Origin of the sequence: Amycolatopsis alba DSM 44262 (assembly GCF_000384215.1) — a bacterium.
Taxonomy (GTDB): domain Bacteria; phylum Actinomycetota; class Actinomycetes; order Mycobacteriales; family Pseudonocardiaceae; genus Amycolatopsis; species Amycolatopsis alba.
In genome coordinates this window covers 2936696-2956112 of record NZ_KB913032.1, presented here as the reverse complement: position 1 = coordinate 2956112, position 19417 = coordinate 2936696, and the positions used below count along the sequence as shown (strand labels likewise).

At 69.2% G+C, this 19417-nt stretch carries 19 protein-coding genes and 1 riboswitch; of the genes, 11 read left to right on the top strand and 8 right to left on the bottom strand.

Features of this window, described 5'->3' with window-relative positions; genetic code table 11:
- Positions 1-98: 98 nt before the first annotated feature.
- Positions 99-815, top strand: a complete 717-nt coding sequence (locus AMYAL_RS0113885; protein ID WP_020631913.1) for a hypothetical protein — start codon at positions 99-101, stop codon at positions 813-815.
- A gap of 10 nt (positions 816-825) precedes the next feature.
- On the opposite strand, the gene thiE is transcribed toward AMYAL_RS0113885, so the two are convergent.
- On the bottom strand, positions 826-1479 hold the full coding sequence (gene thiE, locus AMYAL_RS0113880) for a thiamine phosphate synthase (protein WP_020631912.1): 654 nt from the start codon (positions 1477-1479) through the stop codon (positions 826-828).
- A gap of 30 nt (positions 1480-1509) precedes the next feature.
- Positions 1510-1617, top strand: a riboswitch (TPP riboswitch).
- Between thiE and thiO the strand changes: the two genes are divergently transcribed.
- From thiO to AMYAL_RS0113860, 4 genes are all read left to right on the top strand, one after another.
- Complete coding sequence (gene thiO / locus AMYAL_RS0113875) at positions 1612-2682, top strand: glycine oxidase ThiO (protein ID WP_020631911.1); 1071 nt, start codon at positions 1612-1614, stop codon at positions 2680-2682. It overlaps the preceding riboswitch by 6 nt.
- Entirely contained in the window at positions 2682-2882 is a 201-nt protein-coding gene (gene thiS / locus AMYAL_RS0113870; RefSeq protein ID WP_020631910.1) for a sulfur carrier protein ThiS, read from the top strand. Before thiO ends, thiS begins: the two co-directional genes overlap by 1 nt.
- A gap of 2 nt (positions 2883-2884) precedes the next feature.
- Positions 2885-3643 carry a thiazole synthase gene (gene thiG, locus AMYAL_RS0113865; RefSeq protein WP_020631909.1) on the top strand — a complete coding sequence of 253 codons (759 nt, stop codon included), beginning with the start codon at positions 2885-2887 and terminating at the stop codon, positions 3641-3643.
- A 109-nt stretch (positions 3644-3752) separates the two neighbouring features.
- Complete coding sequence (locus AMYAL_RS0113860) at positions 3753-4187, top strand: MarR family winged helix-turn-helix transcriptional regulator (RefSeq protein ID WP_026467050.1); 435 nt, start codon at positions 3753-3755, stop codon at positions 4185-4187.
- On the opposite strand, the gene AMYAL_RS0113855 is transcribed toward AMYAL_RS0113860, so the two are convergent.
- Together AMYAL_RS0113855 and thiD (AMYAL_RS0113850) are read right to left on the bottom strand one after the other, a co-directional pair.
- Positions 4165-4971, bottom strand: coding sequence for an ion transporter (locus AMYAL_RS0113855; protein ID WP_020631907.1), 807 nt, complete (start codon positions 4969-4971; stop codon positions 4165-4167). The two genes, AMYAL_RS0113860 and AMYAL_RS0113855, sit on opposite strands and share 23 nt — an antisense overlap.
- 26 nt (positions 4972-4997) lie before the next feature.
- Positions 4998-5828, bottom strand: a complete 831-nt coding sequence (gene thiD / locus AMYAL_RS0113850; RefSeq protein ID WP_020631906.1) for a bifunctional hydroxymethylpyrimidine kinase/phosphomethylpyrimidine kinase — start codon at positions 5826-5828, stop codon at positions 4998-5000.
- Between the two features lie 109 nt (positions 5829-5937).
- Between thiD (AMYAL_RS0113850) and AMYAL_RS0113845 the strand changes: the two genes are divergently transcribed.
- The gene (locus AMYAL_RS0113845; RefSeq protein WP_020631905.1) at positions 5938-6957 is read left to right on the top strand and encodes a phosphatidylinositol-specific phospholipase C domain-containing protein; all 1020 of its coding nucleotides are present in this window, start codon (positions 5938-5940) and stop codon (positions 6955-6957) included.
- A gap of 16 nt (positions 6958-6973) precedes the next feature.
- On the opposite strand, the gene AMYAL_RS0113840 is transcribed toward AMYAL_RS0113845, so the two are convergent.
- Positions 6974-7897, bottom strand: coding sequence for an NADP-dependent oxidoreductase (locus AMYAL_RS0113840; RefSeq protein WP_020631904.1), 924 nt, complete (start codon positions 7895-7897; stop codon positions 6974-6976).
- An 88-nt stretch (positions 7898-7985) separates the two neighbouring features.
- Here AMYAL_RS0113840 and AMYAL_RS0113835 point away from each other — a divergent pair, with 88 nt between their 5' ends.
- Both AMYAL_RS0113835 and AMYAL_RS0113830 read left to right on the top strand, forming a co-directional pair.
- The gene (locus AMYAL_RS0113835; RefSeq protein ID WP_209447233.1) at positions 7986-8384 is read left to right on the top strand and encodes a winged helix-turn-helix transcriptional regulator; all 399 of its coding nucleotides are present in this window, start codon (positions 7986-7988) and stop codon (positions 8382-8384) included.
- Between the two features lie 95 nt (positions 8385-8479).
- Entirely contained in the window at positions 8480-9997 is a 1518-nt protein-coding gene (locus AMYAL_RS0113830; protein ID WP_020631902.1) for an alkaline phosphatase family protein, read from the top strand.
- 70 nt (positions 9998-10067) lie between these two features.
- On the opposite strand, the gene thiD (AMYAL_RS0113825) is transcribed toward AMYAL_RS0113830, so the two are convergent.
- The gene (thiD, locus tag AMYAL_RS0113825) at positions 10068-10883 is read right to left on the bottom strand and encodes a bifunctional hydroxymethylpyrimidine kinase/phosphomethylpyrimidine kinase (protein WP_020631901.1); all 816 of its coding nucleotides are present in this window, start codon (positions 10881-10883) and stop codon (positions 10068-10070) included.
- A complete protein-coding gene (thiC, locus tag AMYAL_RS0113820; protein ID WP_020631900.1) occupies positions 10880-12523 on the bottom strand; it encodes a phosphomethylpyrimidine synthase ThiC in 1644 nt (547 codons plus the stop codon). Before thiC ends, thiD (AMYAL_RS0113825) begins: the two co-directional genes overlap by 4 nt.
- 287 nt (positions 12524-12810) lie before the next feature.
- Between thiC and AMYAL_RS0113815 the strand changes: the two genes are divergently transcribed.
- Entirely contained in the window at positions 12811-14979 is a 2169-nt protein-coding gene (locus tag AMYAL_RS0113815) for a glycoside hydrolase family 15 protein (RefSeq protein ID WP_020631899.1), read from the top strand.
- 413 nt (positions 14980-15392) lie between these two features.
- Here the strand turns inward: AMYAL_RS0113815 and AMYAL_RS0113805 are convergent, their stop codons facing one another.
- A complete protein-coding gene (locus AMYAL_RS0113805; RefSeq protein WP_020631897.1) occupies positions 15393-15965 on the bottom strand; it encodes a peptide deformylase in 573 nt (190 codons plus the stop codon).
- Positions 15966-16123: 158 nt separating this feature from the next.
- On the opposite strand from AMYAL_RS0113805, the gene AMYAL_RS0113800 reads away from it, so the two are divergent.
- Complete coding sequence (locus tag AMYAL_RS0113800) at positions 16124-16435, top strand: DUF3263 domain-containing protein (protein WP_020631896.1); 312 nt, start codon at positions 16124-16126, stop codon at positions 16433-16435.
- On the top strand, positions 16432-17079 hold the full coding sequence (locus tag AMYAL_RS0113795) for a LytR C-terminal domain-containing protein (protein WP_020631895.1): 648 nt from the start codon (positions 16432-16434) through the stop codon (positions 17077-17079). The genes AMYAL_RS0113800 and AMYAL_RS0113795 overlap by 4 nt, the downstream gene beginning before the upstream one ends.
- Positions 17080-17136: 57 nt before the next feature.
- Here the strand turns inward: AMYAL_RS0113795 and AMYAL_RS0113790 are convergent, their stop codons facing one another.
- Entirely contained in the window at positions 17137-19416 is a 2280-nt protein-coding gene (locus tag AMYAL_RS0113790) for an AAA family ATPase (RefSeq protein ID WP_020631894.1), read from the bottom strand.
- Position 19417 lies beyond the last annotated feature (1 nt).

Genomic DNA, 19417 nt, shown 5'->3' with positions numbered 1-19417 from the left:
ACGGCGTGGCGCTCCTCACGTGCGGACAACGAAGGGAGCATCCCACGCGCCTTAATCGTTAGGACCGGGTGAGGACCGACTAGCTGCAGAACGGGATCATGACCAAGGAGACCTCCGAAAAGGACACCGGAAAGACGGAAAAGCAGGGGCGGATCGTCCAGGTGACGGCGGCCGCGATGGCCGCGATCACCGCGGCGCTGCTGGGTTCCACGCTCGGCGTTGCCGGAACCGTGGCGGGTGCCGGGCTGGCGAGCGTGATCACCACGCTCGGTGGCGAGTTGTACCTGCGCTCGCTGCAGCGGACGAAGGACGCCGCGCTCAAGGCGGGGATGGTGCTGACCGTTCCCGGACGACGCAAGGTGCTCGACCCGGCGGAGCAGGAGACCGTCCGGCTCACCCCGGCGGAGGAGGAAGAGCCGTCCGGGCGGAAGTTCAAGCCGCGCTGGGCGGTGATCGCCGGGGTCAGCGTGGTGGCGTTCGTGGTGGCGCTCGTCGCGATCACCGGTTTCGAGGGCGCGACCGGGAAGACCTTCGGCGGTGGGACCGGGACGACCCTCGGGAAGATCGTCGGCGGCGGGCAGGACCAGGAGCGGCAGGACAAGCACGACACTCCGCCCGCGACGTCCCCCTCGGAGACCCAGGGCAAGCAACCCGACACGACGCCGTCGACCACGCCGACTCCCTCGACGACGCCGACGGCGCCCACGACCACCCAGGCGCCCCCGACGACGCCGTCCACGACGCCTTCGACGTCCCAGGCGCCCTCGACGACCCCCTCGGCCCCGGCCCAGGCCTCCGGCACCCCCGCTCCCTGACCGCTCGGGGTCAGGGGAGGGCGGAGCGGAGCGTGCGAGCGGCCGCTTCGGGGTCTTCGGCCTCGGTGATCGCCCGGACGACGACGATCCGCGACGCCCCCGCGTCCAGCACTTCGGGCAGGCGGACGGCGTCGATCCCGCCGATCGCGAACCACGGCCGCGACGTCCCGAACGCCGCCGTGGCGCGCACCAGGTCGAGCCCCGGCGCGGAGCGGCCCGGCTTCGTCGGCGTCGGCCAGCACGGGCCGGTGCAGAAGTAATCCACGCCGGCTTCCTCGGCGGCGGCCTTGGCCTGTTCGGCCGAATGGGTGGAGCGGCCGATCACCACGTCGTCACCGACAATCTGGCGGGCCAGCGGCACCGGGATGTCGTCCTGGCCCAGGTGCAGCACGTGCGCGCCGACGGCGAGCGCGATGTCCGCGCGGTCGTTGACCGCCAGCAGCTTGCCGTGCCTCTCGCACGCCTCCGCCAGCACTTCCAGCGCGGCGATCTCCTGTTTCGCCTCGATCGCCTTGTCCCGCAGCTGGATGATGTCGACCCCGCCCGCCAGGGCCGCGTCGGCGAATCGGGCGAGATCGCCGCGGCCGGACCGGGCGTCGGTGCAGAGGTACAGGCGGGCGTTCGCGAGCCGGGCGCGGATCCGCGGATCAGACAGGGTGGGCATGGCGGCGACGGTACCCGCGCGCTACGGTGGGGTGGTCCGCACGGGAGCCCGAGGACGGGCTGAGAGGGAGCCGAAACCGCTCCGACCGTGGAACCTGATCCGGGTCATGCCGGCGCAGGGAGCGTGATTGTCATGAAGGAACTTTCGGTTGTCGGCGGCGGGGTCATCGGCCTCTCGGTCGCTTGGCGCGCGTCCGCGTGCGGTCATCGCGTCACCGTGTACGACCCGGAGCCGGGACGCGGCGCGTCGTGGCTCGCGGGCGGCATGCTCGCGCCGGTCACCGAGGCCTGGCCCGGCGAGGAGGACGTCCTCACGCTCGGCGAGGCGTCGCTGCGGTGCTGGCCGGATTTCGCCCGTGACCTGGCCGAAGAGGGCGTCGACCCCGGCCTTTCCGCACACGGCACGCTGGTCGCCGCGCTGGACAGCGCCGACGCGGGCAACCTCGAGATGCTCGCCGCGTACCTCACCGAACTCGGCCGCGAGGTCGAGCAGCTGACCGGTCGCGAAGCCCGCCGCGCCGAGCCCGGTCTCGCCGGATCCGTCCGAAGTGGACTGCTGGTGCCCGGCGATCTGGCCGTGGACAACAGAAGGCTGCTGCGAGCGCTCAAGCACGCCTGCGACGAGCACCAGGTCGAGTTCCGCCACGAGACCGTCACGGAACTCGACGGACTGGGTGACGTCGTCCTCGCCGCCGGCGCCTGGACCGGACGCCTGCATCCCGCGCTCGCCGAAGCCGTCCGCCCGCTGAAGGGCGAGATCCTCAGGCTGCGGCCTCGCCGGGGCTGCCTGCCGTCGCCGACGAGGACCGTCCGCGCGATGGTCGAGGGCCGCCCGATCTACCTCGTCCCGCGCGCCGACGGCGGGCTCGTGCTCGGCGCGACCCAGTACGAGGCAGGATTCGACGAGACCGTCACCGTCCGAGGCGTCCGTGAGCTGCTCGAAGGCGCGGAGCGCGTCTTTCCGGGCATCACCGAATACGAACTCGTCGAGACCGCCGCCGGGCTTCGCGCGGCGAGTGTCGACACGATGCCCTTCATCGGTGAGCTGGGCGAAGGTGTCTTCGCCGCGACAGGTCACCATCGCAACGGCCTCCTGATGGCCCCGGTCACCGCGGACGCCGCGGTCGCCTGGCTGGACGGCGGGCCGTTGCCGGACGAGGTCGCGGCGGCAGCGCCGTCGCGGCGCAGCGAGGAGCGGGTGTGATGGAGATCCAGGTCAACGGCCAGTGGCGCGAGTTCCCCGACGGGACCACCGTCGAGGGCGTGCTCGAGGCGCTCGGCACGGTGACGAAGGGCGTCGCGGTCGCGGTGGACGGCGTCGTCGTCCGGCGCGGCGAATGGCCGGAAGCCGTGGTGCGCAAGGGCGCCAGCGTCGACATCCTCACCGCGGTCCAAGGAGGCTGAAAATGGACGGAGACCACCTCGTCATCGGCGAGCACAAGCTCTCGTCGCGGTTGATCATCGGCACCGGCGGCGCGGCGAACCTCGCCGTGGTGGAACGCGCGCTCGTGGCCTCGGGCACGGAACTGACCACCGTCGCGATGCGCAAGGCCGACGCCGAAGGCGGCTCCGGCGTGCTCGAACTGCTCCGGCGGCTCGGCATCCGGCTGCTGCCCAACACCGCGGGCTGCCGGACGGCCGCCGAAGCGGTACTCACCGCCAGGCTCGCCCGCGAAGCACTCGAAACCGACCTCATCAAGCTGGAGGTCCACGCCGACGACCGCACGCTGCTGCCGGACCCGTTCGAGACCCTCGAAGCGGCCGAACAGCTCACCGCGGACGGGTTCACCGTGCTGGCCTACACCAACGACGACCCAGTGCTGGCGTTGCGGCTGGAGCAGGCAGGCTGCGCGGCCGTGATGCCGCTCGGCGCGCCCATCGGCACCGGTCTCGGCATCCGCAATCCGCACAACATCGAGCTGATCGTTTCGCGCGCCGGGGTCCCGGTGATCCTCGACGCCGGTATCGGCACGGCTTCCGACGCGACGCTGGCGATGGAGCTCGGCTGCGACGCCGTCCTGCTCTCGACCGCCGTGACCAGGGCCGCGGATCCGGAGCGGATGGCGTCGGCGATGCGCGCCGCCGTCACGGCCGGCAGGCTGGCCGCCGGAGCGGGCCGGATCCCCCAGCGGTTCTGGGCACACGCTTCGAGCCCGCCTCGATAACCCTTTTGTACGGTTCACGGCCTTAACCGGGAGTACGCACGGGGAGCCCGTATGGTTGACGGCACTCTCCGGCGGCGCACCCGCCGCCGTGTACCCAGAGGAGCCAGCGGTGACCACGTCAGCGGTCCAGGATGTTTCGGGCAGGTTGTTCCTGGCGGTGGGCCGATTGTCACGGTCACTGCGCCAGGCAGGCGTGCCTGGACCCGGCCACGGCGCGATCTCCGCGCTCGCGACGCTCGTGAACTACGGACAGCTCCGTCTGGGTGATCTCGCGGCGAAGGAAGGCGTCGCCGCGGCCACCATGTCGAGGATCGTCGCTTCGCTGGTCGAAGCGGGCTACGTCAGCCGTGAATCGGACCCGGTCGACAGGCGGGCCTGGCTCGCGCAGGCCACCGAAGAGGGCGCGAGGCTGGTTTCCGGCGTCCGTTCGACGCGTGTGCACGAGCTGGGCATGCGCCTCGACAGGCTGACCCCGGAGCACCAGGCGGCCTTGGCGGCGGCTCTGCCCGCGCTCGAAGCGCTCATCGCTGACGAAGAGCGCTGAGCTCCGCGACTTCCGCACGAAGAGCCCGAAGCTCGTCGAGGATCTCCTTGTTCGCCTGAGCCTGGGTCTCGGCTTGCTTCGCCTCTTCCTCGCGGATGTCCTGGCGAAGCTCGTCCTCCATCCCGCTGACCACAACGGCGATGAAGAGGTTCAGCACCGCGAAGCTGGACACGAGGATGTAGACCACGAAGAACACCCAGGCCATGGGTGCTTCCTTCATGATCTCCTTGGCGATGTCCGGCCACGCCTCGCCGGTCATCACCTGGAACAGCGTGAACAGCGAAGTGCCGAGGTCGCCGAAGTTCTCCGGTGAGATCGTGCCGAACAGCTTCGTCGCCATCACGCCCGCGACGAAGATGATCAGCGCGAGGAGCGCGGCGATCGACGCCATGCCGGGGATCGACGCGAGCAGGCCGGTGACGACCTTCCGCATCGACGGCACGACCGAGATCAGCCGCAGCACCCGCAGGACCCGCAACGCCCGCAGCACCGCGAACGGGCCGGTCGTGGGGATCACCGCGATGCCGACGACGAGCAGGTCGAAGATGTTCCACGGGTCACGGAAGAACTTCGCGCGATACGCGTAGAGCTTCGCGGCCAGTTCGAGTACGAAGATCCCGAGCGCGATGTAGTCGACCGTGTGCAGCAGCGACCCGTATTCCGCGACCATCCTGGTCGAGGTCTCCAGGCCGAGGGTGACGGCGTTGAAGACGATCACCGCGATGATGAAGTTCTGGAAGCGGCGGTCTTCGACGACCTTCGCCGCCCTCTCGCGTCCCGTCACGGTGCGAATCGTAACCGGCCGTGTTCTCAGTGCTCCGGCGCAAGCCGCCAAAACGCCGAAACCGGACCGACCTTCGCGCCCATGGGGTAGGCGTTTTCGACCGAGTGTGAGACGAACCACTTGCCGTAGCGAGCGGCCTCCACGACGGACATCCCCTTCGCGAGACCGGCCGTCAGCGCCGACGCCATGGTGTCCCCGGCGCCGTGCGTGTGCTGCGTCGCGAACCGCTCGCCCGGCAGTTCGACGAACGTGGAGCCGTCGAAGAGCACGTCGACGCATTCCGGGTCGGAGACCAGGTGGCCGCTCTTCACCAGCACGTACTTCGGTCCCAGCCGGTGCAGGACGATGGCGGCCTGGTGCATCTGCTCGCGGGTGGTCACGGTCATGCCGGTCAGCAGGCGGACCTCGTCGAGGTTCGGGGTGAGGACCGTCGCGCGCGGCAGGAGCTCGTCACGCAGCGCCACCAGCCCGGCGTCGTCGAACAACGGATGCCCGTGCATCGACGCCGCGACCGGATCGACCACGAACGGCACCTTGGCGTCGCGGCCGATCTCGGCCTTGTCGCAGGCGGCGGCGACGGCGTGGATGATCTCGGCCGACGCGAGCATGCCGGTCTTGGCCGCGTTGACGCCCATGTCGGCGGCGACGGCTTCGATCTGCCCGGCGACGATCCGCGCCGGGATGTCGGTGCGGTCGTGCACGCCGAGGGTGTTCTGGACGGTCACGGCGGTGACCGCGACCAGGCCGTGCACGCCACAGGTGAGGAACGTGCGCAGGTCAGCCTGCAGACCGGCGGCGCCGCCGGAGTCGGAGCCCGCGATGGTCAGCGCCGACGGCGGGCTGGGGTTCTCGCTCATGGGTTCATTTTCCCCACTGGTCCTTCTGGTTCAACAGGGGTTCGGCCGCACCCGATCACGGTGGCACAGTGTGTGAGCCAGTGCACTTCCCGCGTGCGAAAGGGCTCGGATGAAACTCCTCCCCGCGGTATCCCTCGCCGGTGTGATCGTGGCGGCTTCGCTGTCCGGAACGATCGCGAACGCCGACGCCGCCAAGGTCTCCCATGTGACCACTGTCGGCGTCCACAACACCTACGAGACCGGCGCCTACGACTATCTGGCGCGTTCGCTGGACGCCGGTACCTCGCTGATCGAACTCGACGTCTGGCCGAACATCATCACTCGCGAGTGGAAAGTGAGTCACTCGAACCCGTTGGGGAACAACAACAACTGCGTCGCGGCGAGTTCGCCGTCGCAGCTGTATTCCGGTGGGCGGAACAAGAACCTCGAACACTGCCTCGACGACATCCGCGTCTGGCTGGGTGCGCATCCGGACAGCAAGCCGATCACGCTCAAACTGGAGATGAAGACCGGGTTCGCCGACAACCGCGGCCTCGGCCCGGACGAACTCGACGCGTCCGTCCGGGCGCATCTCGGCGGTGCGGTGTTCCGGCCGGCGGACCTGCTCGGCGGGTACGCGACGCTCGACGACGCGGCCAAAGCGGACAATTGGCCGTCGCTGGACGCGTTGCGGGGCAAGGTGATCATCGAAGTGATCCCCGGCACGGTCGAAGAGGGCAACCCGACGGACACGCTCAAGACCGACGTCGAGTACGCGCGGTACCTGCGGTCGCTCAAGGACGCGGGACGCGTCGGTGAGGCGCAGATCTTCCCGACGGTGCACGGCGCGGCGCCCGGCGACCCGCGGTCGAAGTACGCCGACGCCGGGCTGCGGCCGTGGTTCGTGGTCTTCGACGGCGACGCCAACGCGTTCCTGACGCAGACCGGGCCCGGCTGGTACGACGACAACCACTACTACGTGGTGATGACCGACGCGCACAACGTCGCGCCGGCCATCGACTCCCGTGCGCCCACAGTGGACCAGGCGAGCGCGCGGGCGGCCTTGCTGGCGAAGAACCACGCTTCGGTGCTCACCTCGGACTGGACGGGGCTGACCACCGTGCTGCCGCAGGTGCTTACGCGCGGCTAGGTCGCTTCACGCGCGATCAGACGGTCAAGACGAGCTTCCCGGTGACACGGCCGCCTTCGCCGACTTCGTGCGCCTTGGCGACGTCCGCCAGCGGGAACGTCTGCTCGACGTGGACGCGCAGTTCGCCCTTCTCGATCAGCTCGGTCAGCGCCAGCAGGCCGAGCTGATCGGGTTCGGCGAGCATCCCCGACGTCCGCACGCCGAGCTTCCCGGCCTTCGCGGCGACAGCCTCGCTCACGCCGCCGGGGACCGCGATGAGCAGGCCGCCCGGCTTCACAGCGTCCAGCCAGCGCAGGTCGCTCTCTTCGCCGACCAGTCCGAACACGACGTCCATCTCGGACGCCGTCGCGGTCTCGTCGCGGTAGTCGATCGGCTCGTCGACGCCGAGTTCGCGGAGAAAGTCGTGCTTCCCGGCGCTCGCCGTGCCGAGGACGTACGCGCCGCGCGACTTCGCCACCTGGACGGCGAGGTGCCCGACACCGCCCGCCGCCGCGTCGATCAGCACACGCTGTCCGGGCCGGACGTCGGCGATGTCCACCAGGCCCTGCCACGCGGTGAGGCCGGCGAGCGGCAGCCCGGCGGCCTGTTCGTGGCTCAGCCCGGCGGGTTTGCGCACGAACTGGCGGGCGGGCGCGGTCACGTATTCGCCGTAACCGCCGGCCTGCCTCGGGAACCACGGGAAGCCGAGAACCTCGTCGCCCACGGCGAAGTGGGTCGTGCCGACGCCGAGTTTTTCCACGACCCCGGACACGTCCCAGCCGAGGACGAACGGCGGCTCGCCCATGAAGACGCCGTAGGCACGGGTCTTCCAGTCGACCGGGTTGATCCCGGCGGCGCGCACCCGCACGAGCACCTCGGTCGGGCCGGGGGCCGGACGGTCGGTCTCGGTCACCTCCAGCACTTCAGGGCCACCAAGCCGCTGCTGGGTCACGACGCGCATCGAAAGCTCCTCCGTTGTAGGTGCTTTCCATGTTCGGCCGCTTGGTCACTTCTCGCTAGAAGGCACTTAAAGGTAAACTAGGTACCTGATGGAAACTACCTGTGAAGTGCCGGAATCGCCGTGGGACATCTATCTGCGGAACTGTCCGTGCCGCGACGTCCTCGATCTGCTCGCCAACAAGTGGACCGCGCTGGTGCTCGGCGCGCTGTCCCGGCGGCCGCACCGGTTCGGTGAACTGCGCCGCGCGGTCGGCGGGATCAGCCAGAAGATGCTGACCCAGAACCTGCGTGCCCTCGAACGCGACGGCCTGGTCACGCGCACGGTCTTCCCGACCACCCCGCCGACCGTCGAGTACGCGCTGACCGAGCGCGGTTCGAGCGCGAGCAAGCTGCTCATGGCGGTCAGCGAATGGTCGGTCGCCAACTTCGACGGGATCCTCGAATCCCGCAAGGGCTACGACTCGCGGGTGCTGGAGCCCGTCGGCTGAAGTCCTTCGCGGGGGCACGCGGACTTCATCGGGAAGACAGTTCGGCGCACTAACTTGACGAACAATTGGTTCGAACAAGTTATCTGGAGGCTTTCGTGCGCAGAACGCTTTCCCTCCTGTCGGCCTTGGCGGCCGTCGCCGGGCTGACGTCCGGCGTCGCCGTCGCCGCGGCCAAGACGCCGAAAGTGCTGGTCATCGGCCTGGACGGCGCCCGGTTCGACAAGTTGATGGCCGCCGACACCCCCAACGTCCACGCGCTGGTGAAGCGCGGATCTGCCTCGCGCAGTTCCCTGTACGGCAGCGGGATGGCGCCGACGGTGAGTGGTCCCGGCTGGTCCACGATCCTCACCGGTGTCTGGCCGGACAAGCACAAGGTGAAGGAGAACTCCTTCGCCGGCAACGACCTCGCCTCGCATCCGAGCTGGCTCGCCCGCGCCGAAACCGCGAACCCGGCGCTCGATACCTACGCCGCCGTCGACTGGACGCCGATCGGCGACAAGATCCTGCGCGCCGGCCAGGACCGCAAGTTCGTCCAGAACGGCGACAGCGCCGGATACGAGAAGACCGACGAGCAGGTCACCGTCGACGCCGAGAAGCATCTCAAGCAGGACAAGGCCGACGCGTCATTCGTCTACTTCGGACAGACGGACGAGGCCGGTCACGGCCACGGCGCGGATTCCGCCCAGTACGAAGCCTCGCTGCGGACCGACGACGCGCTGATCGGCCGCCTGCTCGCCGCCGTCGACGCGCGCGCGAACCGCGGCGGCGAGGACTGGCTGATCATGATCTCCGCCGACCACGGCCACACGGCGTCCGGCGGCCACGGCGGCGACAGCCCCGAGGAACGGATGACGTTCGTGATCGCCGCGGGCGGCGCGGTTCCGGCCGGAACCCCCGCCGTGGCGCCGAAGATCGTCGACATCGCGCCGACGGTGCTGCGGCATCTGGGCGTCGCCGCTCCGGCGGTCTACGACGGCTACCCGCTCGGCGCCGCGCCTTCGGATGTCTTCGACACGGCCGCTTTGAAGCCCCGGCAGGACGAAACCGGTGTCCCGGCCGGAGTCCTCGGCTGGACGCACGACGCGCCGGGCGGCTGGACCGTGCGCAACGCCGCCGGGATGCCCGCGGGCGTGACGGAATGGCAGGGCTGGGCCTTCACCACCGACGACTTCTGGACCCGCGCCGCCCCCGGCCAGCAGCGTGAGGCGAACGCGCGGGCGCGCGGCGTCTTCGCGGTCGCGGACCCGGACGAGTGGGACGACAAGGGGTCACCCTCTTCTCGCGGCACCTTCGACTCTTCGCTTGTCTCGCCGGGGCTCGATGTCGCCGGTAAGTCCACTGTGGACGTCTCGTTCGTGTCGCACTACCGGCAGGAGGGGACGCAGCGGGGTGCGCTGACGGCGTCGTTCGACGGTGGCCCCGAGCGGAACGTGCTGGCCTACGGGCCGGAGTCCGGGACGGCGAACAAAGGCGGCGACGTGCTTTCGGTGCCGACGTCGGCTTCGGTGAAGGTGCCCGCGGGGGCTCGTTCGGTGAAGCTGACTTGGCGGCTCTACGCGGCGGGCAACAACTGGTATTGGGCGGTGGACGCACCTCGCCTCACCACCCGCTGACCCGGCACTGGAGTGGTCCGTGAAGGACTCCTTGAGGGACTCTGGGGCCCTCAAGGAGTCCTTCACGGACTCACGACAGCCGCCAGAAGGGCGAAACCGGGCCAACGCCCGCGCCCAGCGGGTAGGACTCCGCCACGCACCGCTCGATGAACCGTTTCCCCTCGGCGACCGCCGTCGGCACGTCGGCCCCCTTCGCCAGCGAAGACGTGATCGCCGAAGCCATCGTGTCCCCGCCGCCGTGCGTGTTCCGGGTGTCGAACCGCGGCCCGGAGAGCTCCACCCAGGAGGTGCCGTCGGACAACAGGTCCACGCAGTCCTGTGCCGCGTCGAGATGCCCGCCCTTGACCAGCACCCACTCCGAACCGAACTCCAGCAGCGCCTCCGCCGCCTCCCGCTGGGTCGCGGGTCCGGTCACCTCGACACCGGTGAGCAGCCGCACCTCGTCGAGGTTCGGCGTGATCAGCGTGGCGCGCGGGAACAGTTCGGTGCGGATCGCCTCCAGCGCCTCCTCGCGCAGCAACGCGTGCCCGGTCATCGAAGCGGCGACGGGATCCACGACGAACGGCGTGCCCGACGAGCGTCCGATGTGGACTTCGTCGAGCGTCTTGGCGACGGCGTTGATGATCTCGGCCGTCGCGAGCATCCCGGTCTTCGCGGCGTCGACGCCCATGTCCCCGGCGACGGCCTTGATCTGGCCGGTGACGACGTCGACCGGGATCTCGCTGAAACCCTGCACGCCCAGCGAGTTCTGCACGGTGACCGCGGTGAGCGCGACCATCCCGTGCACGCCGTTGGCGAAGAAGGTCCGCAGATCAGCCTGGATACCCGCACCACCGCCGGAATCCGATCCGGCGATGGTGAGGGCCGTCCGAGGTGTTTCCGTCACTGATTGACCACCGGCAGGTAGACCTTGTTGCCCTGCTCGGCGAACTCGTTCGACTTCTCCGACATACCCGCTTCGATCGCTTCCACAGTGGACAGTCCGTGCTCCTCGGCGTACTTGCGGACGTCCTGGGTGATGCGCATCGAGCAGAACTTCGGCCCGCACATCGAGCAGAAGTGCGCAGTCTTCGCCGGTTCGGCGGGCAGGGTCTCGTCGTGGTACGCGCGGGCGGTGTCCGGGTCCAGCGACAGGTTGAACTGGTCGTTCCAGCGGAATTCGAAGCGGGCCTTGGAAAGCTCGTCGTCCCACTCCTGCGCGTACTGGTGCCCCTTGGCGAGATCGGCGGCGTGCGCGGCGATCTTGTAGGTGATGACGCCGGTCTTGACGTCGTCGCGGTTCGGCAGGCCCAGGTGCTCCTTCGGCGTGACGTAGCACAGCATCGCCGTGCCGTACCAGCCGATCTGCGCCGCGCCGATGGCCGAGGTGATGTGGTCGTACGCCGGCGCGATGTCGGTCGCGAGCGGGCCGAGGGTGTAGAACGGCGCCTCGCCGGTCAGCTTCTCCTCGAGTTCGACGTTCTCCTTGATCTTGTGCATCGGCACGTGGCCGGGGCCTTCGATCATCACCTGGACGTCGTGCTCGCGGGCGATGTGCGTGAGTTCGCCCAGCGTCTCCAGTTCGGCGAACTGCGCGCGGTCGTTCGCGTCGGCGATCGAACCGGGACGCAGGCCGTCACCGAGGGAGAATGTGACGTCGTACTCGCGCAGTATCTCGCAGAGTTCCGCGAAATTGGTGTACAGGAAGGATTCCTTGTGGTGCGCGAGGCACCACGCCGCCATGATCGAGCCGCCGCGCGAGACGATGCCGGTGACCCGGCGCGCGGTCAGCGGGATGTAACGCAGCAGCACCCCGGCGTGCACGGTGACGTAGTCGACACCCTGCTCGCACTGCTCGATGATCGTGTCGCGGTACACCTCCCACGACAGCTTTTCCGGCTCCCCGTTGACCTTTTCCAGCGCCTGGTAGATCGGCACGGTGCCGACCGGGACCGGCGAGTTGCGGACGATCCACTCGCGCGTCTCGTGGATCCGCTTGCCGGTGGAGAGGTCCATGATCGTGTCGGCGCCCCAGCGGGTCGCCCACACCATCTTGTCGACCTCTTCCTCCACCGAGGACCAGACGGCCGAGTTGCCCATGTTGGCGTTGATCTTCACCAGGAAGTTCTTGCCGATGATCATCGGCTCGGTCTCCGGGTGCTTGCGGTTGGCGGGGATCACCGCGCGGCCGCGCGCGACCTCGTCCCGCACGAATTCCGGCGAGCAGCGCTCGCGTGCCGCGACGTACTCCATTTCGCGGGTGATGACGCCCTGTTTCGCCCAGCCAAGCTGGGTGTTGTGCTCACGACCGTCGGCCCAGCCGGCGCGCAGCCGGTGCAGTCCACTGTGGACGTCGATCTGCGCGTCGTCGTCGGTGTACGGGCCGGAAGTGTCGTAAACGTCGAAATGCTCGCCGTTCGAAAGATCGATCCGCCTCGCGGGGACCCGGAGACCGGATTCCGTCTGGTGGTAGACCTTCCGCGAACCGGTGATCGGTCCGGTGGTGACGGTCGGCGTGATGGCAGACTCGTTCTCAAGAGTCGTCAACGACGTTCACTCCCTACGCCGGCATTACCCGGTCAGGTTCATGCGGTCGGCGGCACCGGGTCTCCTAGAAAGACTCCAGCCGCCCTCTCAGCCCGCCATGGCGCGAGCTCCCGCGGTTGTTTGGTTGTGCCCCGACCATGCCACGCCGGGGCCGGATCAATCAACCCGCCCTCGGGTGACGACTTGTCGACAGCGTTGGTGGTTCACCGGTTCGGGTCCTGTGCTCGCGGGGGATTCACGACAGAATCCCGGAGGTTCTGCACCGTTACAGAAGTCTGGGGTGGGATATGCGCAAACTCATGCTTCCGGCATTGGCCGGCGTGCTGATCGCGGGGCTGGTCCCGGCGGTCGCCGCGGCACAGGGCGGTGAGGCGCCCGGAGCACCCGGCGCTCATCCGAGCTGGCTTCCGGCGAACAAGACCGGCTTCGGCACCGCTCGCGACCGGGCGAGCAACGTCTGGTTCACCCTGCAAGGCGGCCGGATGTCGGAGGTCTACTACCCGGATCTGTCGACGCCGAGCGTCCGCGCGCTCGACCTCGTCGTCACCGACGGCAAGAGCTTCGCCACCGTCGATTCCTCGGCGAAGGCGCAGCGGGTGCGCCGCACCGACGGTCTCACCTACGAGCAGACCATCACCGACGATCAGCACCGCTGGAAACTCCGCAAGACCTACGTCACCGACCCGGCGCGTGCGAGTGTGCTGATCGACGTCGACTTCGTTTCGCTGACCGGCCGCCCGTATCAGGTGTACGCGGTCGCGGATCCCGATCTCACCAACGAGGGTTCGGACGATTCCGCACGCACTGATGGCGCGAACGCGGTCTCGTCCGATGCGAAAACCGCGGCCGCACTGACCGCGGAACCGGCGTTCTCGCGGACTTCCGTCGGCTACTCGGGTTCCTCGGACGGGATCACCCAGCTGACGAAATCCTTCACACTCAAGGAATACGCGACCGCGGCCAAGGGCAACGTGCTGCTCACCGGGCAGACCTCCGCCGACGGTGTCCGCTCGCGGGACTTCACGCTTTCGCTCGGCATGGGCGCGAAGGACTCCGACGCACTCACCAACGCGAAAACCTCGCTGCGACGCGGATTCGCCGACGCCGCCCGCGCGTACGACCGCGGCTGGAAGCAGTACCTCCGCCAGGTGAAGGACACGCCGTCGTCGCTGAAGACCAAGCAGGAACGGGATCTCTACCAGGCGTCCGTGCTCATGCTCGCGGCGAGCGAGGACAAGCTGCGCCAGGGCGCGCTCATCGCGTCGCCGAGCATGCCGTGGCGATTCGGGAACAACGACCCGGAATGGTCGCCGTCGGGTACGTATCACCTTGTCTGGCCGCGTGATCTCTACCAGATCGCGACCGGCCTGCTCGCCGCCGGCGACCGTGACGCCGCCAACCGGTCGGTCGACTACATGTTCGGCACACAGCAGCTGCCGGACGGGCATCTGCCGCAGAACAGCCACGTCGACGGCACGCCGTACTGGACGTCGATCCAGCTCGACGAGACCGCGCTGCCCATCGTGCTCGCGCAGCAACTCGGCCGCACCGACGCGAAAACCTGGCAGGGTGTGCGCAAGGCGGCGGAATTCCTGTTGTCCTACAAGGCGGAAAACGGGCACGCGTCGCCGTACAGCCAGCAGGAACGCTGGGAGGAGCAGGACGGCTACTCGCCATCGACGATCGCCGCCGTGATCGCCGGACTGGTCTGCGCGGCGGATCTCGCCAAGGCGAACGGCGCCGCCGCCGACGCGAAGCGCTACCTCGACACCGCCGACGCGTTCAAAGCGAAACTCGCCCGGTGGACGGTGACCACGAACGGTCCGCTGTCGAAGGATCCGTACTTCGTCAGGCTGACCAAGGACGGCGACGCGAACAACGGCACGAAGTACAACCTCGGCAATTCCAGCGTGACCATGGACCAGCGCGCCGTGACCGACGCCGGGTTCCTCGAACTGGTGCGGCTGGGCATCTACCGGGCCGATGATCCGGTGATCCGAAACAGCGTCAAGGTCACCGACGCCGACATCGCCTTCACCACCCCGACGGGGCAGTTCTGGCACCGGTACACGAAGGACGGGTACGGCGAGAAGGCCGACGGCTCGCCCTGGGACTACACATTCCCGGCCGAAAGCCGGACCACTTTCGGGCGACTGTGGCCGCTGCTCGCGGGTGAACGCGGCGAGTACGACCTCGCCGCCGGAGACCGGGGGACGGCCGCGAAGCGGCTTCGCGACCTGGGGCGCGTCAGCAGCTCCGGGGACACCATGCCGGAGCAGGTCTGGGACGAGAACGCGCCTTCAGGGCAGACGGGCTTCCCGGCGGGCACTCCGACGGCGTCCGCGACGCCTCTGGCCTGGACGCACGCGCAGTACCTGCGGCTCGCCTGGTCGGTGGAGGCCGGGAAGGTGATCGAGCAGCCGCGGGTGGTGCGCTGTCACTTCTTGGGCTGCTGACGTCGTGAGTGGTAAGGACGGTTAGGGCGCGGGAGTCTCTTGGTTACCTACTGGTTCCCGGCAGGCGTGTGATCGCGGGCCCCGTCCGTGAAGGCCTCCTTGCCTACCTTGAAAGTAGTGAAGGGGCCCTTCACGGAACCGGCGCAACCACACCCGCCCCGACAGCACCGGCGGTCACACCCACGCGGAAGTACATGATGGCCCCCTTCCTTGCGCCTAACGCAAGGAAGGGGGCCATCATGTACTTCAAGCCGGAAACCACGACCCCGCTCACCGCATTCAGTCACGCGAGTCACGGCTTCGCCCACGCCGCGCGCCAGAGTGCACAGTCCGTGAAGGCCTCCTTGAGGGACTCAGAGTCCCTCAAGGAGGCCTTCACGGACTTCGGACCAGCAGGTGAGCGGTGGCGCGGGTCAGTCGTCGGCGGGCTCGGGCTGCGCCTCCGGCAGCCACGAGTTGCCAGGAACGCCCCACTTGTTCGCCTTGAGCATCTTCTTCGCCGCGCGAGCGTGGCGCCCGACCAGCCGGTCGAGGTAGATGAAGCCGTCCAGGTGATCGGTCTCGTGCTGCAGGCAGCGCGCGAAGTACCCGTTGCCTTCGACCTCGATCGGGTTGCCGTCGACGTCGAAGCCGGTGACCTTCGCCCACGAAGCGCGTCCTGTCGGGTACGACTCGCCAGGAGCCGACAGGCAGCCTTCCCAGTCGTCGTCCGGATCAGGCATCGTCTCCGGGATCTCCGACGTCTCGAGCTTCGGGTTCACCACGACGCCTTTGCGGCGGGTGCCCTCGTCGTCGGGGCAATCGTAGACGAACACGCGCAGGTCGAGGCCGATCTGGTTGGCCGCGAGGCCGACCCCTTCGGCGGCGTACATGGTCTCGAACATGTCGTCGACGAGAGTGCGCAGCTTGTCGTCGAACTCGGTGATCTCCCGAGTCGGGTTGTGCAGCACAGGCTCGCCGGCGATCACGATGGGGTGGACGGTCACGGGCGCAGTTTAGTCGGACCCTTCTGGTACACCCTTACCCATGACGCGCCGACGCCGATACCGAGGCCGGGCGCCGGATCCGTGGTCTAATGGCGCCGCGGAATGACAAGCCTGTGGTTTCACGCCGCCGAGCACTGACCTGATTGCGAGGAGTCGGAATGGACGCCGCGGAGTCGATGGCCGAGTCCGACCAGCCGTCCCCGTCGGAGACCGTGAACGGCCTCAGCGAGCGCGAGCTCGACATGCTCGCGTTCGAACGTCAGTGGTGGAAGTACGCCGGCGCGAAAGAACAGGCCATCCGTGAACGCTTCTCGATGTCGTCGACACGCTACTACCAGTTGCTGAACCGGCTGCTCGAGAAGACCGAAGCCATGCAGGCCGACCCGATGCTGGTCAAGCGCCTGCGCAAGACGCGAGCGGCCCGGCAGCGCAATCGCGCGGCCCGGCGACTGGGGATCGATCTCTCATGAGTCTGTTTTCGGGTCTGTCCCGGCCGATGAAGGCCGCCGGATTGGCCTTGGTCGGTGTCGCCGTGATCGCCGCCGTGATCGGCGGAATCACCCTGACCAGCGGCGGCGGTGATTCGGACACGGCAACGCCGCCCGGTACGCAGCCCACGACCTCGGACGGCGCGACCCCGCCGTCGTCCCCGGCGCCCGGTTCGCCTCCGGCCAGCTCACCACCCGCCTCGTCGGCGCCGCCGTCGAGCGCGCCCGCGAGCTCCGCGCCGCCGGGGAGCCAGCCGGGTCAGCCAGGCCAGACCGGCAAGCCCGGTCCGGGCCAGCCGGGTGGCGACCAGCAGGCGTCGCACAAGTGGGTGACGGTGCGCGTCTACAACAACAGCATGATCCAGGGCCTCGCCGAGCGGGCCGCGAACGACTTCCGCGCCTCCGGCTGGAACGTCACCGAAGTCGGCCCCCACCAGGGCAAGCTCCCGAAGTCCGCGGCCTACTTCCGGCCCGGCACCGACGAGGAGGCCGCAGCGAAGGCGTTGGCGCTGGAGTTCGGCATCGAGGCTCAGCCGAGGTTCGAGGGAATTCAAAACGCCGCCCCCGGCGTGATCGTGATCCTCACCAAGGAGTACGACACCAACGACAAGAACGGCGGCTCCTAGCAGTACATGAAGGCCCCTTCCTTGCGCCTATCGCAAGGAAGGGGGCCTTCATGTACTTCACGCCTGGTTCTGCGCGTAAGCCTCCAGAGCCGCGAGCTGGGCCGGGTCGAGCGACGGCCGCACCGTCTCCGCCGCCCTCGTCAGATGCGCGGCGGTGACCTCCTTGGCTTCCAGTGACTCCCGCATCGCGGTCAGCGCGGCCTCCCGGATCAGCGCCGCGCAGTCCGCCGCCGAGTAACCGTCCAAAGTGGCCGCATACGCCGCGAGGTCCACATCGGACGCCAGCGGTGTGTTCTTGGCGCTCGCGGCCAGGATCGCCTCACGCGCGTGCGCGTCCGGCGGCGGGACGTAGACGCGGCGCTCCAGGCGTCCCGGCCGCAGCAGGGCCGGGTCGACCAGTTCCGGCCGGTTCGTCGCACCGAGCACGACGACCTCACGCATCGGCTCGACACCGTCCAATTCGGTCAGCAGGGCCGCGACGACCCGGTCCGACACGCCGGAGTCCGAGGACTGGCCTCGGCGCGGGGCGAGCGCGTCGATCTCGTCGAGGAAGATCAGCGACGGCGCGGCCTCGGCGGCGCGGCGGAACAGTTCCCGCACCGCGCGCTCGGACTCGCCGACCCATTTGTCCATCAGTTCGGCGCCCTTGACCGCGAAGACGTTCAGCGCGCCGGTGCCTGCGAGCGCGCGGACCAGGAACGTCTTGCCGCCGCCGGGCGGTCCGTACAGCAGCACGCCGCGCGGCGGGTCGACGCCGAGGCGGGCGAACGAGTCCGGGTAGCGCAGCGGCCACAGCACCGCCTCGGTGAGCGACTGCTTGACGTCGGTCATGTTGCCGACGTCGTCGAGGGTCAGCCCGCCGGTGGCCAGATTGTCCGAAGTGGACATCGAGATGGGGCGGACGGTGGTCAGCGCGTCGAGCAGGTCCTGCTGGGAGATCCGCGGCTCGTCGACCTCACGCTGCCGCAGCGCGGCACGGAGGGCGGCGTCGCGGCGGAGCGCGATGAGGTCGGCGGCCACGAAGCCGGGGGTCCGTTCGGCGATCGGCCCGACGTCGACGCCGGACTCCAGCGGGGCTTCACGCAGGAGCACGCGCAGCAGTTCCGTGCGGGTCTTCGCGTCCGGGAGCGGCAGGCCGAGTTCACGGTCGAGCAGGTCGGCGGCGCGCAGCCTCGGATCGGCGGACTCGGCCCGGCCGGTGGTGGCGATGACGGCGAAACCCTTGCTGCGCAACGCCTTGCGCAGGTCGTCGAGGACGACCGTCGCCAGCGGGGGCGGCTGGGAAGCGGGCAGCAGCGCGTCGATGTCGGTGATCAGCAGGACGGCGGGGTCTTCGTCGCGGGTGGCCTTTTCGATCGCCTCGCGCAGCCGCGCGGCGGCCACGTTCGGGTCGAGAACGGCGATGTTCGGCGCCGCGAGCGACACCACCCGCACCTTCTCGGCCTGGGCCACGGCGCGGACCAGCGTCGCCTTCCCGACGCCTTCCGGACCGGACAGCAGTACCCCGAGATGCGCCGACGTACCGAGTTTGGCCAGCAGTTCCGGGCGGTGGAAGGCCAGGTCGAACCATTCGGCGAGCTTGCGCGCGGCCGATTCGGAGCCGGCGAGATCCGACAGCGGCGGCACGGATTCCTCGGCGACCTCGTCGATCTGCTCGTCTTCGACGATCTCGGCGTCGATGAAATCCTCGTGCGGGGTGGCGGGTGCGCTGCGGACCAGCGCCGTCCCGGCACGGGCCGGAGCGGCGGCGGGCTCGGCCTCGCCGGTGCGGGCGCCGCCGCGCCAGCTGACCACAGTGGACGGTCCGACGGCCACCGGTCCCGACGGCTCGGTGGCGGTGACGGTGAGCAGCTCGTTCGTCCACGTCATGCCGATGGCGCGGGAAAGCTGGCCGCGGACCGCGGGGACGTCGGAGCCCGGCGGGGGCGCGAGATCTTGGGGGAGCAGGGAAACGGCGTCGCCGACGGTCAGCACCTTGCCGATCAGCGCGAGCCGCAGGGTATGCGGGGAGAGCGACACGCTCGCCATCCGAGAACCCGACACGGTGACCGTCTTCGCCCCCGACACCTCCGCCGGTGCGACGACCACCTCCGAACCCTCGGTCACGCCGAGGTTCGACATCGTGACGTCGTCGAGGAGGATCACGCCGGGGATCCCCTCCGCCTCCGACGGGGCGGCCAGCGCGGAACTGACCCGCGCGCCGGTGAGGCGGACGGCGTCCCAGGCCATCAGGCCGAGCGCGTCGAGGACTTCGGGGTGCAGCCGGACGACGCCGCGGCGGGAGTCCAAAGCGGACGGGGTGTGCCGGACGGTCAGCGTGATCTGGGGTGCGCTCACC